At 70.7% G+C, this 13,859-nt stretch carries 12 protein-coding genes and 1 pseudogene; 11 read left to right on the top strand and 2 right to left on the bottom strand.

Annotation, left to right across the window (positions count from 1 at the left end; translation table 11 throughout):
• Positions 1 to 120 precede the first annotated feature (120 nt).
• From IEY30_RS07520 to ilvC, 3 genes are all read left to right on the top strand, one after another.
• The gene (locus IEY30_RS07520; protein ID WP_030195147.1) at positions 121 to 1,986 is read left to right on the top strand and encodes an acetolactate synthase large subunit; all 1,866 of its coding nucleotides are present in this window, start codon (positions 121 to 123) and stop codon (positions 1,984 to 1,986) included.
• 2 nt (positions 1,987 to 1,988) lie between these two features.
• The gene (gene ilvN, locus IEY30_RS07515; RefSeq protein ID WP_030195151.1) at positions 1,989 to 2,501 is read left to right on the top strand and encodes an acetolactate synthase small subunit; all 513 of its coding nucleotides are present in this window, start codon (positions 1,989 to 1,991) and stop codon (positions 2,499 to 2,501) included.
• A 113-nt stretch (positions 2,502 to 2,614) separates the two neighbouring features.
• Entirely contained in the window at positions 2,615 to 3,643 is a 1,029-nt protein-coding gene (gene ilvC, locus IEY30_RS07510) for a ketol-acid reductoisomerase (RefSeq protein ID WP_030195154.1), read from the top strand.
• Between the two features lie 64 nt (positions 3,644 to 3,707).
• Here ilvC and IEY30_RS07505 read toward each other — a convergent pair whose 3' ends face one another.
• On the bottom strand, positions 3,708 to 4,472 hold the full coding sequence (locus IEY30_RS07505; RefSeq protein WP_030195157.1) for an SDR family oxidoreductase: 765 nt from the start codon (positions 4,470 to 4,472) through the stop codon (positions 3,708 to 3,710).
• 168 nt (positions 4,473 to 4,640) lie between these two features.
• Here IEY30_RS07505 and serA point away from each other — a divergent pair, with 168 nt between their 5' ends.
• From serA to IEY30_RS07490, 3 genes and pseudogenes are all read left to right on the top strand, one after another.
• Positions 4,641 to 6,224, top strand: coding sequence for a phosphoglycerate dehydrogenase (serA, locus tag IEY30_RS07500; protein WP_030195160.1), 1,584 nt, complete (start codon positions 4,641 to 4,643; stop codon positions 6,222 to 6,224).
• Positions 6,225 to 6,496: 272 nt separating this feature from the next.
• A pseudogene (locus IEY30_RS07495) lies at positions 6,497 to 6,664 on the top strand (ABC transporter ATP-binding protein); the annotation flags it as partial.
• A gap of 151 nt (positions 6,665 to 6,815) precedes the next feature.
• Complete coding sequence (locus tag IEY30_RS07490; protein WP_052358357.1) at positions 6,816 to 7,187, top strand: ABC transporter permease; 372 nt, start codon at positions 6,816 to 6,818, stop codon at positions 7,185 to 7,187.
• Here IEY30_RS07490 and IEY30_RS07485 read toward each other — a convergent pair.
• Entirely contained in the window at positions 7,177 to 8,463 is a 1,287-nt protein-coding gene (locus IEY30_RS07485) for an AI-2E family transporter (protein ID WP_052358358.1), read from the bottom strand. The genes IEY30_RS07490 and IEY30_RS07485 overlap by 11 nt on opposite strands.
• Positions 8,464 to 8,784: 321 nt before the next feature.
• Here IEY30_RS07485 and IEY30_RS07480 point away from each other — a divergent pair, with 321 nt between their 5' ends.
• The 5 genes from IEY30_RS07480 (at position 8,785) to IEY30_RS07460 (ending at position 13,859) form a co-directional block, all read left to right on the top strand.
• On the top strand, positions 8,785 to 8,865 hold the full coding sequence (locus IEY30_RS07480; protein ID WP_081633825.1) for a 3-isopropylmalate dehydrogenase: 81 nt from the start codon (positions 8,785 to 8,787) through the stop codon (positions 8,863 to 8,865).
• A gap of 136 nt (positions 8,866 to 9,001) precedes the next feature.
• Positions 9,002 to 10,066: a 3-isopropylmalate dehydrogenase gene (locus IEY30_RS07475; protein WP_030195168.1), complete on the top strand. Its 1,065-nt coding sequence runs from the start codon at positions 9,002 to 9,004 to the stop codon at positions 10,064 to 10,066.
• A gap of 178 nt (positions 10,067 to 10,244) precedes the next feature.
• Positions 10,245 to 11,342, top strand: coding sequence for a branched-chain amino acid aminotransferase (locus IEY30_RS07470; protein WP_030195170.1), 1,098 nt, complete (start codon positions 10,245 to 10,247; stop codon positions 11,340 to 11,342).
• Between the two features lie 13 nt (positions 11,343 to 11,355).
• Positions 11,356 to 12,207: an HAD family hydrolase gene (locus tag IEY30_RS07465; RefSeq protein WP_052358359.1), complete on the top strand. Its 852-nt coding sequence runs from the start codon at positions 11,356 to 11,358 to the stop codon at positions 12,205 to 12,207.
• Positions 12,208 to 12,308: 101 nt separating this feature from the next.
• Positions 12,309 to 13,859, top strand: coding sequence for an amino acid permease (locus IEY30_RS07460; protein ID WP_030195174.1), 1,551 nt, complete (start codon positions 12,309 to 12,311; stop codon positions 13,857 to 13,859).

Genomic DNA, 13,859 nt, shown 5'->3' with positions numbered 1-13,859 from the left:
GACCAGCTCGAACGGTCAGCGCGCTCCCTTCCGTCCCCCCGCGGGACAGAAGGGTTTTTTTGTGGCTGGAGTCAGCCCGAACCGGCATCACCCCGCAGTGCTCGAGACAAGGAAGAGATCGTGAGCGACACGACGAAGCAGGCGCCCTCGCCCGCCGACGTGGCCTCCCTGGCCCGTCCCCGACCCGCGGCGGAGGCCAAGGCCGTCCCGACGGCCGGCGTCGTCACGCCGGTACTCGAGGTCACCGGGGCGCAGGCGCTCGTCCTCTCCCTCGAGGCCATCGGCTGCGACACCGTCTTCGGCATCCCGGGCGGCGCGATCCTCCCGGCCTACGACCCCATGCTCGACTCGAAGAAGGTCCGCCACATCCTCGTGCGCCACGAGCAGGGCGCCGGCCACGCGGCCGAGGGCTACGCCTCCGCGACCGGCAAGGTCGGCGTCTGCATGGCGACGTCGGGCCCCGGCGCGACCAACCTCGTGACACCGCTCGCCGACGCCCACATGGACTCCGTCCCGGTCGTCGCGATCACCGGCCAGGTGGCGAGCGCCGCGATCGGCACCGACGCCTTCCAGGAGGCGGACATCCGCGGCATCACGATGCCGATCACGAAGCACAACTACCTCGTGACCGACCCGGCGAAGATCCCGCAGGCCATCGCCGAGGCGTTCCACGTCGCGAGCACCGGGCGCCCCGGCCCCGTCCTCGTCGACATCAGCAAGGACGCGCTGCAGGCCATGACGACGTTCAGCTGGCCGCCGCAGATCGACCTGCCCGGCTACCGTCCTGTCCTGCGTCCGCACGGCAAGCAGATCCGCGAGGCCTCGCGACTCATGGCGGCGGCGAAGCAGCCGATCCTCTACGTCGGTGGCGGCGTCGTGCGCGCCAAGGCCAGCGAGGCGCTGCGTCGGCTCGTCGAGCTGACCGGGATCCCGGTCGTCACGACCCTCATGGCGCGGGGGACCGTGCCCGACAGCGAGCCGCTCAACCTCGGCATGCCCGGCATGCACGGCACCGTCGCCGCTGTGACCGGCCTGCAGAAGTCGGACCTCATCATCGCCCTCGGCGCCCGGTTCGACGACCGCGTCACCGGTCAGCTGTCGAGGTTCGCCCCGGACGCCAAGGTGATCCACGCCGACATCGACCCCGCGGAGATCTCCAAGAACCGCCTCGCCGACGTGCCCATCGTCGGCGACGTGGGTGAGGTCATCAAGGACCTCATCGAGCAGGTCACCCTCGACCGGGCCGCGGACGACGCCGCGTCGGGCTGGGACTACGCCGCCTGGCGCGAGCGCGTCGCCGGGTGGAAGGAGACGTTCCCGCTCGGCTGGACCGACAGCGAGGACGGCACGCTCTCACCGCAGTACGTCATCGAGCGCATCGGTGCGCTGACCGGGCCCGAGGCCACCTACGTCGCGGGCGTGGGCCAGCACCAGATGTGGGCCGCGCAGTTCGTGCAGTACGAGCGCCCCAACGCGTGGCTCAACTCCGGAGGCCTCGGCACCATGGGCTACTCCGTCCCGGCAGCCATGGGCGCCAAGGTCGCCGAGCCCGAGCGCACCGTCTGGGCCATCGACGGCGACGGCTGCTTCCAGATGACCAACCAGGAGCTCGCGACCTGCGTCATCAACGACATCCCGATCAAGGTCGCGATCATCAACAACAGCTCGCTCGGCATGGTGCGCCAGTGGCAGACGCTCTTCTACGACGAGCGCTACTCCAACACCAACCTCCAGCCGCTCGAGCAGCGCGTGCCCGACTTCGTCAAGCTCGCGGACGCCTACGGCTGCCTCGGGCTGCGGGCCGAGACGCCCGAAGAGGTCGACGCGGCCATCAAGCTGGCCCTCGAGACCAACGACCGTCCGGTCGTCATCGACTTCATCGTCCACCGCGACGCGATGGTGTGGCCGATGGTGCCGGCAGGAGTCAGCAACGACATGATCCAGGCCGCGCGCCACGAGGCGCCGGTCTGGGAGCGGGAGGACTGAGCATGAGCAAGCACACCCTGTCGGTCCTCGTCGAGGACAAGCCCGGCGTCCTGACCCGCGTCGCGGCGCTCTTCTCCCGTCGAGGGTTCAACATCAACTCCCTCGCCGTCGGCCCGACCGAGCTGCCCGACATCTCGCGCATCACCGTCGTCGTCGAGGTCGAGGGCGCCGCCCTCGAGCAGGTGACCAAGCAGCTCAACAAGCTCATCGAGGTGCTCAAGGTCGTCGAGCTCGACGCGCACGCGTCGGTACAGCGCGAGATCCTGCTCGTCAAGGTCCGCGCCGACGCGGCGACCCGCAGCCAGGTCATCGACACGATCCAGCTCTTCAAGGCCAAGGTCGTCGACGTCACGACCGACGCCATCGTCATCGAGGCGACCGGCACCTCCGACAAGCTGCGCGCGCTGCTCGACGTCCTCGAGCCGTTCGGCATCAAGGAGCTCGTCCAGTCCGGCCTCGTCGCCGTCGGGCGCGGCTCGCGCTCCATCACCGACCGCAGCCTCCGCAGCGCCTGACCCGGCCACCCTCCCGAGGACGTATGCCGTCCGGCCCGGCCACACGGCATACGACCTCGGGTGCCACACCCGCACAGACCAAACGCACACCGCAACCGAAGGAGAAGGCCACCATGGCCGAGATGTTCTACGACGACGACGCCGACCTGTCGATCATCCAGGGCAAGAAGGTCGCCGTCATCGGCTACGGCAGCCAGGGCCACGCCCACGCGCTCAACCTGCGCGACTCCGGTGTCGACGTGCGCGTCGGTCTCGCCGAGGGCAGCAAGAGCAAGGCCAAGGCCGAGGCCGAGGGCCTGTCCGTGGCGTCCGTCGCCGACGCGGTGAAGGAGGCCGACCTCGTCGTCATCCTGACGCCCGACCAGGTGCAGCGGACGGTCTACGCGAACGACATCCAGCCCAACCTCAAGGACGGCGCGGCCCTGCTCTTCGGGCACGGCTTCAACATCCGCTTCGGCTACATCAAGCCCGAGTCCGACGCCGACGTGCTCATGGTCGCCCCCAAGGGTCCGGGTCACATCGTGCGCCGCGAGTTCGTCGACGGCCGTGGGGTGCCCGTGCTCCTCGCCGTCGAGCAGGACGCGTCGGGCACCGCGTGGGACCTCGCCAAGGCCTACGGCAAGGCGATCGGCGGCCTGCGCGCCGGCGGCATCAAGACGACCTTCACCGAGGAGACCGAGACCGACCTGTTCGGTGAGCAGGCCGTGCTCTGCGGCGGCGCGAGCCAGCTCGTCATGTACGGCTTCGAGACCCTCGTCGAGGCGGGCTACCAGCCCGAGGTCGCCTACTTCGAGTGCCTCCACGAGCTCAAGCTCATCGTCGACCTCATGATCGAGGGCGGCATCGCCAAGCAGCGCTGGTCGGTCTCCGACACGGCGGAGTACGGCGACTACGTCTCCGGGCCGCGCGTCATCGACCCGCACGTCAAGGAGAACATGAAGGCCGTCCTCGGCGACATCCAGAACGGCACCTTCGCCAAGCGCTTCATCGACGACCAGGACGCCGGCGCGCCCGAGTTCAAGTCCTTGCGCGAGAAGGGTGCCCAGCACCCGATCGAGGCCACCGGCCGCGAGCTGCGCAAGCTCATGGCGTGGGTCAAGCAGACCGACTCCGACTACGTCGAGGGCAGCGCCGCACGCTGACCTGCTCGACGGTCCGACGGCCGGTGCCCCGTTCGTGGGGGCACCGGCCGTCGGCGTCCGGCGGTCAGCGACCGGACAGGCGGGGCGGCTGGGCGGCGAGCCAGTCGGCGAAGGTCCTGCCGCCGAGGTCCGCCGAGCCGGCGGCCGGGACGGTGCGGCTCTCGGACACGGCGCGCATGAGCCGCCCCACCGGCGGGAGGCGGACCGTGCGCGGTGCCGAGGCGCCGCGGTGGGTCCGCACGAGCCGCGCGACCTCCGTGATCGCCACCACCTCGGGGCCGGCGACGTCCGTCGCGCGGGCGTATGCCGTGGGCATGGGTCCCAGCGCCAGGTCGACGAGCCGTTGCGCCACGAAGTCGGTGTCGACGGGCTGGAGGGCCATGTCGCCGATCGTGACGGCGAACGGTCCGACGGTCAGACTGCGGGCGAAGAACGCTGTCAGGGAGTGGAACTGGGTCGCGCGCAGGACTGACGCAGGACCGCCGGCGGCTGCGATGCCCTGCTCGGCGCGCAGCTTGCGGCGGTAGTAGCTCAGCGGGTGGTCGTCGATGCCGACGATCGAGATGTGCACGAGGTGCGTGCCGTGGGCGGCGGCCGCGTCGGCCAGGCGGCGCGTCGCGTAGACCGTCACGTCGTCGCCGCGAGAGGTGTCGTCGGCGCAGTGCACGACGGCGTCGGCATCGGTGAGCACTCCGTCGAGTCCCGCCCCGGTCGTCAGGTCCACCCCGGACCGCCGGCTCGCCGACACGGCCTGGTGCCCGCGGGCCGTCACCTCGCGGACGACCCGGGACCCGAGGTCCCCGGCGCCACCCGTCACCACGATGCGCATGACCCCACACTGGCGCTCCTGACCGTGAGAGCGCAACGTCCCACCCACGCCGGATCCCGTGGATCTGCGCAGGGGTGCGGCCTAGACTCGCCGACGGCACACCGCGGTGCCGCCGACGGTCCGCACCCCGCCGTGCCTGTGGCCTCGCCCCTCCGGAAGGGTTCCCCTGTGAGCAAGCCCGTTGTCCTCATCGCCGAAGAGCTGTCGCCCGCCACGATCGAGGCCCTGGGACCCGACTTCGAGATCCGTTCGGTCGACGGCGCCGACCGCGACGCGCTGCTCCCGGCGCTCGTCGCCGTCGACGCGGTCCTCATCCGGTCGGCCACGAGGATGGACGCCGAGGCGATCGCGGCGGCCAAGCGGCTCAAGGTGATCGCCCGCGCCGGCGTCGGCCTCGACAACGTCGACGTCCAGGCGGCGACGCAGGCCGGCGTCATGGTCGTGAACGCACCCACCTCCAACATCACCTCGGCCGCAGAGCTCGCCGTGGCCCTGCTCCTCGCGACGGCCCGCAACGTCGCCCCCGCCAACCAGGCCCTCAAGGCCGGTGAGTGGAGGCGCAGCCAGTACTCCGGCGTCGAGCTGCTCGACAAGACCGTCGGCGTCGTCGGCCTCGGCCGCATCGGGGCCCTCGTCGCCGAGCGACTCAAGGCCTTCGGCATGAAGATCGTCGCCTACGACCCCTATGCCTCGCCCGCCAAGGCCGGCCAGCTCGGCGCCCAGCTCGTCGGCCTCGACGAGCTGCTCGTGCAGTCCGACTTCATCACCATCCACCTGCCAAAGACGCCCGAGACGGTCGGCCTCATCGGCGAGGAGGCGCTGTCGAAGGTCAAGCCGTCGGTGCGCATCGTCAACGCCGCCCGCGGCGGCATCGTCGACGAGGCAGCCCTGGCCCGCGCCATCGCAGAGGGTCGGGTGGCAGGCGCCGGCATCGACGTCTTCGCCACGGAGCCCACGACCGAGTCCCCGCTCTTCGAGCACGAGTCCGTCGTCGTCACGCCACACCTCGGTGCCTCGACCGAGGAGGCCCAGGAGAAGGCCGGCATCGCCGTCGCGCGATCGGTACGGCTCGCCCTCGGTGGCGAGCTCGTCCCCGACGCCGTCAACGTCAGCAGCGGCTCCATCGCCGAGGAGGTCCGTCCGGGAATTCCTCTGGTGGAGAAGCTCGGCCGCATCTTCACCGCCATCGCCGGCACGGTGCCCGCGCAGCTCGACGTGGACGTCCGCGGCGAGATCACGGCGCACGACGTCAGCGTGTGGAAGCTCGTCGCGCTCAAGGGGCTGTTCACGGACGTCGTCGAGGACCCGGTCACCTACGTCAACGCACCGGTCCTGGCCGAACAGCGCGGCTGCGTCGTCCGTCTCGTCACCGACCCCGACGCCGGCGACTTCCGCAACGTCACGACGCTGCGCGGCACGCTCACCGATGGGTCGGTGGTGTCGGTCTCCGGCACGCTGACCGGTCCGAAGATGGTCGAGAAGCTCGTCGGGGTGGGCGGCTACGACCTCGAGGTCCCGCTGTCGGACCACATGCTCGTCTTCGAGTACTCCGACCGCCCCGGCGTCATCGGCGCAGTCGGCCGCATCCTCGGTGATGCCGGCATCAACATCGGCGGCATGCAGGTCTCGCGCCAGGAGGACCGCGCCATCGGCGTGCTCAACGTCGACAGCGCGGTGCCGCCCGCGATGGCCGCCGAGCTCGCCGAGGTCATCGAGGCCCGGACGTTCTCGGTCGTCGACCTGCAGGACTGAGCCGCGCTCGGCTGCACCGAGCCGCACTCAGCTGCATCGAACCGCACTGCGCCGGCCGGCACCCGCGGTCGTTCGGGCCTTTGGACCTGTCGTGGGGCTCGGACGGCTGCCAGCGTGAGCCTGTGGGAACTCCGGTCACCGCTGCGCGGGCGTCACCAAACGGTTCGGCGCGACCGAGGCCCTCCGCGGCGTCGACCTCGTCGTCGAGAAGGGCAGGCCTTCGGCTACCTCGCCCCAACGGCGCCGGCAAGACGACGACGCTGCGCATCGTCATGGGCCTGACGCGGGCCACGGCGGGCAGTGCCGAGCTGTTCGGCCTCGACGCGTGGACGCACCGCGACGACCTGCACCGACGTGTCGGCTACGTCCCCGGCGACGTCGCGCTCTACCCCCGGCTCACCGGGCAGGACCACGTCGACTACGTCGGGCACCTCCACGGGATGGGCCGGCCACCCGAGGCCGCCGCCCTGGCCGAGCGCCTCGACCTCGACCTGCACCGGCAGACCTCCCTCGACCCGCTCCTCAAGCCGCTCGCGCAGCACGCGGTCGTCGACCTCACGTGCACCGAGGCCGAGCCGCAACCTCTTCGCGATGGCGGGCGCCGACATGTCGACCCCGGTGGGCTACATCCGGATCGAGCTGCTGTCGTTCATGGGGCCCATCCTCGTCCTGCTGTATGCCGTGGGCGTGGGCTCGTCGTCCATCGCGGGCGAGGAGGACCGCCGCACCCTCGACCTGCTGCTGACCACCCCCGTCACCCGGTCCCGCGTCGTCGTCGACAAGGCGCTGGCCATGGTCCTCGGGACCCTCGGGCTCGCCGTCGTGCTCGGGGTGGCGCTCGTCGCGGAGAGGCGGCTCGCCGACATGGACCTGCCGGCCGGCAACGTCGCCGCCGTGGGGACGGTGCTCCTGCTCGTGCTCGTGGCGGCGGTCGGCTTCGACCGTCGGGACGTCACCTCGTGACGTCGCCGGCGGAGTCCTTCGCCCCGCCCGTCCCGCTGCTGCGGCCGGCGTCCTCCTCGCCGTTGCCGTTGCTGTCGTCGTCGTCCGGCTCGGCGGCCTCGAGGCTGGCGAGCTCGGGGACGAGCTCGTGGCGCTTGCTGAAGGTGTCGATGATGGCGAGCGCGACCGCGGCGATGGGGATGCCGATGAGGGCGCCGATGGGGCCGAAGAGCGCGGCGCCCGCGATGACCGACCCCAGCGCGACCGCCGGGTGCACGTCCATGGTGCGGCGGCTGATGCGCGGGGTGAAGACGTAGTTCTCGAGCTGCTGGTAGACGGTCGCGAAGACCGCGATCCACAAGGCGTTGATCGGCTTGTCGAGCAGGGCGAACAGCGCCGGCAGCGCGACCCCGATGTAGGTGCCGATCGTCGGGATGAACTGGCCGACGATGCCGGCGAACACGCCGAGGGGCAGCCAGAACGGCACGTCGATGAACCAGAAGAAGGCGACGTGGAAGACGGCCGACAGCGCGGCGAGCAGGAGCTTGGACACGACGTAGCCGCCGGTCTTCTCGACCGAGATGGTCCACACGGTGATGAAGACCCGCTGGTAGCGCTGGGGCAGCCAGGAGCCGATGGTCTGCCGCAGCCTCGGGCTGTCGGCCGAGAGGTAGTAGGCGAAGACGAGGATCGTCAGGCTGTCGAAGAGGAAGGTGATGAGCGACCCGAAGATGCCGACGATGCCGCCGCCGTACTTGCCCGCGAGCTCCCCGAGCTTGTCGGGTGTCAGGCTGAGGGCCGACTGGATCTGGGCGAGGTCGAAGCTCGTGCCGAACGAGGAGTTGACCCAGGTGATCGCCGAGGTCACCGCCCCGGGCAGCTGGGTGCCGAGCTGCGAGAGCTGCGAGACGAAGACCTGGCCGAAGAGCTCCCCGAGCCCGGCGAAGAGCAGCAGCATGCCGAGCATCGTCAGACCCGTCGCGAGGCCCCGCTTCATGCCTCGCGAGCTGAGCCACAGCACGACCGGCTCCATGGCGATCGAGACGAGCCATGCGAGCAGCAGCAGGAAGAGGAAGCTGCCCATCGCCTGGAAGGCCCACGTCGCGAGCGAGAGCAGGACGATGGCGACCATCACGGTGAACGTGACGCGGCGGGCGTTGCCCGGTGTCACGGCGATCCAGCGGGCCTCCTCGTCGAACGGGACCCCGGGTACGCCGTGGCTCCCGTGTCGCTGGTGGGCGACCCGGCCCTGGTGCTCGTGGTGCTCGCGGTGGTCGGCGGGGTGGTCGGCGCTCACGCGGCGAGCCTACGGGCAGGCCCGCTCCGAGCGGGGGACGCGCGTCCCGAGCCACGGTGAGGACCGGACACGCGAGTCGACGGATGTGACGGATGGTGGACGCGGCGTCTCACTTGGTGGAAACCCCCTGTACCCGTGGGTAGCTGGGCGTACCGTGAAACGCATGACGCGGCAGGTCGTACTCATTCTCCGCCGCGGCGAGTCCAGGTAGTCAGCAACCTCGCCGCGGAGATCCCGCGCACCCTCGTGCTGACCGGTTCGCTTGACCGAGCTCGAGCCACCTGAGACCACAACAGCACTGAACCGAAAGACGTGATCACCATGAGCGAAGACGCCAAGGCAGCCCGTCAGGCCCTGCAGGAGTCGATGGACCTGCGCGACCAGGGTCACACCGAGGACTGATCAGGGACTGCGCTCGCGACCTCGTCGCCGAGCCCCCCTCACGAAGGCCCTCGCCCCATTGGGCGGGGGCCTTCGTCGTGCGTTCACGAAATGAGACGCTCATCCCACATCACAAGACGGGTCCTAGGCTCGACCCATGGGAGAAACGCTGGTCAAGGACGCCTATTCGATCGCCGTCATCGGTGGGGACGGCATCGGCCCCGAGGTCGTCGCGGAGGGCCTGAAGGTCCTGGACGCGGTCACCGGCTCGGGCGGTCCGACGTTCACCACGACCGACTACGACCTCGGCGCGCGACGCTGGCACGCCACGGGCGAGACCCTGCCCGACTCGGTCCTCGACGAGCTGCGCGGCCACGACGCGATCCTGCTCGGCGCCATCGGCGACCCGAGCGTCCCGAGCGGCGTGCTCGAGCGCGGCGTGCTGCTGCCGTTGCGCTTCGCCCTCGACCACTACGTCAACCTCCGCCCGGCCAAGCTCTTCCCCGGCGTCTCGAGCCCGCTCGACGTGTCGCGGGTCGCGCCGGACGGCATCGACTTCGTCGTCGTGCGCGAGGGGACCGAGGGTCCCTACACCGGCAACGGCGGCGCCCTGCGCGTCGGCACCCCGGCCGAGATCGCGACCGAGGTGAGCGTCAACACCCGCTACGGCGTCGAGCGCGTCGTGCGCGACGCCTTCGCCCGCGCCCAGGCCCGCCCCCGCAAGCACCTGACGCTCGTGCACAAGCACAACGTCCTGACGTATGCCGGCCACCTCTGGCGCCGCACCGTCGAGGAGGTCGGCGCCGAGTACCCCGACGTCGAGACCGCCTACCAGCACGTCGACGCCGCGACGATCTTCATGGCGACCGACCCCGGCCGCTTCGACGTCATCGTCACCGACAACCTCTTCGGCGACATCCTCACCGACATCGCCGCGGCCATCGCCGGCGGCATCGGGCTCGCTGCGTCGGGCAACATCAACCCGGCGCGCACGACCCCGAGCATGTTCGAGCCCGTCCACGGCTCGGCGCCCGACATCGCCGGCCAGTCCAAGGCCGACCCCACCGCCGCGATCCTCTCCGTCGGGATGCTGCTCGCGCACCTCGGCCTCGACAAGGAGGCGGCGCGCGTCGACGAGGCCGTGGCAGCCGACCTGGCCGAGCGCGGCGACGCCGCCCGCAGCACCACGGCCGTCGGCGACGCGGTCGTCGGCCGTCTCTGACGCCGCGCCACACGGCATACGCAGGCTTCGGGCCCGGACGCGGGCGGATGGGTCGTAGGCGTGGTGCACCACGCGTACGGAACCGTCACCCGCGGACGGGGCCCGGCCTCGTCGTCTCACGATGTGGGCGATAGCCTGACATCGGATCACCGCTGATTTTGCCCCTGGAGGTTTTGTCATGACCCAGCTGTCCTTCGAGGTCACGCGCCGCGACGAGCCGGCGTCGCCCGAGCGGATCGCCGAGATCCTCGAGAACCCCGGCTTCGGCAAGACCTTCACCGACCACATGGTCGTCGCGACGTGGACCACCGACGGCGGCTGGGCCGACGCGCAGGTCCGGCCCTACGGCCCCTTCCAGCTCGACCCGGCGGCGGCGGTGCTGCACTACGCCCAGGAGATCTTCGAGGGCATGAAGGCCTACCGTCACGCCGACGGCTCGATCTGGACGTTCCGCCCCGAGGCCAACGCCGCCCGCTTCGCCCGCTCGGCCCGGCGCCTCGCGCTGCCCGAGCTGCCCGAGGCCGACTTCATCGAGTCGCTGCGCCAGCTCGTCTCCGTCGACCAGGCCTGGGTGCCGGCCGGCGACGCGGGGGAGAAGAGCCTCTACCTGCGCCCGTTCATGTTCGCGTCCGAGGCCTTCCTCGGCGTGCGCCCCGCTCAGCAGGTCACCTACTCCGTCATCGCCTCCCCGGCGGGCGCGTACTTCTCCGGCGGCCTCAAGCCCGTCACGCTCTGGATCTCCACCGACTACGCCCGCGCGGGCGAGGGTGGCACCGGTGCGGCCAAGTGCGGCGGCAACTACGCCAGCTCGCTCGCCGGTCAGCTCGAGGGCATCGAGCACGGTTGCGACCAGGCCGTCTTCCTCGACTCCTCGACGCACACCTACATCGAGGAGCTCGGGGGCATGAACCTCTTCCTCGTCACCAAGGACGGGCGCATCATCACCCCCGAGCTGACCGGCACCATCCTCGAGGGGGTCACGCGCAGCTCCATCCTCGAGATCGCCAAGGACGAGGGCCTCGAGCCGGAGGAGCGCCGCATCCCGATCGAGGAGTGGAAGGAGGGGGCGGCCAACGGCGACATCGTCGAGATCTTCGCGTGCGGCACCGCCGCCGTCGTCACCCCGGTCGGCGAGCTCCGCTGGGACGGCGGCTCCGTAGACCACCGCCGTGACGGTCACGAGGACCGCTACGCCGAGGCGATCCGGGCCCGCCTGCTCGACATCCAGTACGGCCGCGCCGAGGACTCCCGGGGCTGGCTGACCCGCCTCGTCTGACAGGACGTCGCCGATGGTCTCCGCCGGCGGTCCGAAGCGGCCCGGGTCGACGGGAGACCTGGACCGGCCCCGGCTCGTCGCGTCCGACCTCGACGGCACGCTGCTGCGCACGGACGGCTCGCTGTCCGGGCGCACGGCGGCAGCCTGGTCGGCCGCCGCCGACGCGGGCATCGAGACGGTCATCGTGACGGCCCGTCCGCCACGATGGCTGCACGACCTTGAACGGGTCGTCGGGCGACGCGGCACGGCCATCTGCGGCAACGGCGCGTTCGTCTACGAGGTGGCCACCCGACAGGTCGTCGAGGCGCACTGCTTCGAACGCAGCGTCGTCGACGACATCGTCGCGGACCTGCGTCGGGCCGTGCCGTCGATCGCGTTCGCGGCCGAACGGGCCAGCGGGCCCTTCGTGGCCGACGACTACCCCGACCCGCACCGTGACCGCGGCGCGGACCGGGCCGTGCACGGGTCGTGGCGCGACGTGGCGGCCGAACCGGTCGGCAAGCTGCTCGCCCTCGCCCCGCACCTGCCCCTCGAGGAGTTCCTCGCCGTGGTCGAGGACGTGGTCGGCGACCGCGGTCACCTGCACTTCTCCGGTGCGCACGGGCTCGCGGAGCTCAACGCGCCCGGCGTGACCAAGGCTGCCGGCCTCGAACGGTGGGCCACCGGACTCGGTATCGAGGCGGGAGAGGTGTGGGCCTTCGGGGACATGCCCAACGACCTGCCGATGCTCGAGTGGGCCGGAGTCGGTTGGGCCGTGGCCAACGGCCACGAGCAGGTTCGCCGGGCCGCAGACCGGGAGTGCCCGGCCAACGACGACGACGGCGTGGCCCACGTCCTCGAAGCAGTCCTCGCTCAAAAGGTTTGATCCAGAACCATTGACGGTGTCCGACGTGCGGGTGGACGATGCCTCACATCATGGTGGAGCAGCGGGCAAAGGTTCGCTGCACGATGTTTGTGAGGTAGTGCATGAGCGTTCCTCCGTCCCCTGAACTGACCGGTCGCACCGCGGGTGCCCCAGCCCCCGCGGGAGCTGCGACCGACGAGGCCATGCTGGCCGAGCTCGGCTACAAGCAGGAGCTCCACCGCGGCATGAGCGGCTTCTCCAACTTCGCGGTCTCCTTCTCGATCATCTCGGTCCTCGCCGGCTGCATCACGAGCTACGCGATCGCCATGAACGCCGGCGGCCCGATCGCCATCTCCATCGGGTGGCCGCTCGTCGGCGCCTTCGTCCTGCTCGTCTCGCTCGCCATGGCCGAGATCTGCTCGGTCTACCCGACCGCGGGCGGCCTCTACTTCTGGGCCGGCCGGCTCGCGCGGCGCAACAAGCGCGTGTGGGCCTGGTACGTCGGCTGGTTCAACTTCCTCGGCGAGGTCGCCGTCACGGCGGCCATCGACTACGGCGCGGCCGTGACGTGGATGGCGCTGCTCAGCCTCGTCACCGGCATCGAGGTCACCGCCGTCTCGACGTTCGTGGCCTTCCTCGTCATCATCGCGCTGCACGGGCTGCTCAACACCTTCGGCGTCAACCTCGTCAAGCTGCTCTCCAACGTCAGCGCGTGGTGGCACCTCGTCGGCGTGGCCGTCATCGTGGCCGTGCTCGCGTTCGTCCCGGACCAGCACCAGAGCCTGTCGTGGACCTTCTTCCACTTCGAGAACCGCACCGGCTGGGACGCCCCGTTCTACGCCTTCCTCATCGGCCTGCTCATGGCGCAGTACACCTACACCGGGTTCGACGCCTCGGCCCACGTCGCCGAGGAGACCATCAACGCCTCCACCGAGGCGCCCAAGGGCCTCGTGCGCAGCGTGTGGGTCTCGATCCTCGCCGGCTGGGTGCTCCTCGTCGCGGTGACCGCCGCGATCCAGGACTACGACGCGGCCCTCGGCACCGACATCGGCCTGCCGCCGGCCCAGATCTTCATCGACGCGGCCGGCCGCTCGCTCGGGATCTTCCTGCTCTTCATCGCCGCCGTGGCCCAGTTCTTCTGCGGCATGGCCTCGGTCACGGCCAACTCGCGCATGTCCTACGCCTTCTCGCGCGACAACGCCCTGCCCGGCTCGCGCTGGTGGTCGCAGGTCAACCCGCGCACGGGCACGCCGACCAACTCCATCTGGCTGTGCGTCGTGTGCTCCGTCGTGCTGACCGCGCCCGCGCTCGTCTCGACGACCGCCTACCTCGCCGTCACCTCGATAGCCGTCATCGGTCTCTACATCGCCTACGTCGTCCCGGTCTTCCTGCGCCGGACCAACCCTGAGTTCCGACCCGGCGTGTGGAACCTCGGCCGGTGGAGCGCCCCCATCGGCTGGGTCGCGGTCGTCTGGGTCGGCTTCATCGTCGTGCTGTTCATGCTCCCGCCGGCGAGTCCGATCACCGTCAACACGTTCAACTACGCGCCGATCGCGGTCCTCGCCGTCCTCGTCTTCTCGACGGTGACGTGGTTCGTCGGCGGCCGGGTGCACTTCATGCGTGACGTGCCCAAGGGGCACGACACGAAGCCGGCGTCGGAGATCTTCGGCTGA

It is taken from the genome of Terrabacter tumescens, assembly GCF_014646815.1.
GTDB lineage: Bacteria > Actinomycetota > Actinomycetes > Actinomycetales > Dermatophilaceae > Terrabacter > Terrabacter tumescens.
The sequence above is the reverse complement of the archived record's forward strand: the minus strand, read 5'-3'. Positions and strand labels throughout refer to the sequence as shown.

Bases quoted from the DNA above. Each gene is read 5' to 3' on its own strand.
- ilvN (WP_030195151.1), top strand. From the start codon at position 1,989: ATGAGCAAGCACACCCTGTCGGTCCTCGTCGAGGACAAGCCCGGCGTC.
- ilvC (WP_030195154.1), top strand. From the start codon at position 2,615: ATGGCCGAGATGTTCTACGACGACGACGCCGACCTGTCGATCATCCAG.
- IEY30_RS07505 (WP_030195157.1), bottom strand. From the start codon at position 4,472: ATGCGCATCGTGGTGACGGGTGGCGCCGGGGACCTCGGGTCCCGGGTC.
- IEY30_RS07490 (WP_052358357.1), top strand. From the start codon at position 6,816: ATGGCGGGCGCCGACATGTCGACCCCGGTGGGCTACATCCGGATCGAG.
- IEY30_RS07480 (WP_081633825.1), top strand. From the start codon at position 8,785: ATGAGCGAAGACGCCAAGGCAGCCCGTCAGGCCCTGCAGGAGTCGATG.
- IEY30_RS07475 (WP_030195168.1), top strand. From the start codon at position 9,002: ATGGGAGAAACGCTGGTCAAGGACGCCTATTCGATCGCCGTCATCGGT.
- IEY30_RS07470 (WP_030195170.1), top strand. From the start codon at position 10,245: ATGACCCAGCTGTCCTTCGAGGTCACGCGCCGCGACGAGCCGGCGTCG.
- IEY30_RS07465 (WP_052358359.1), top strand. From the start codon at position 11,356: ATGGTCTCCGCCGGCGGTCCGAAGCGGCCCGGGTCGACGGGAGACCTG.
- IEY30_RS07460 (WP_030195174.1), top strand. From the start codon at position 12,309: ATGAGCGTTCCTCCGTCCCCTGAACTGACCGGTCGCACCGCGGGTGCC.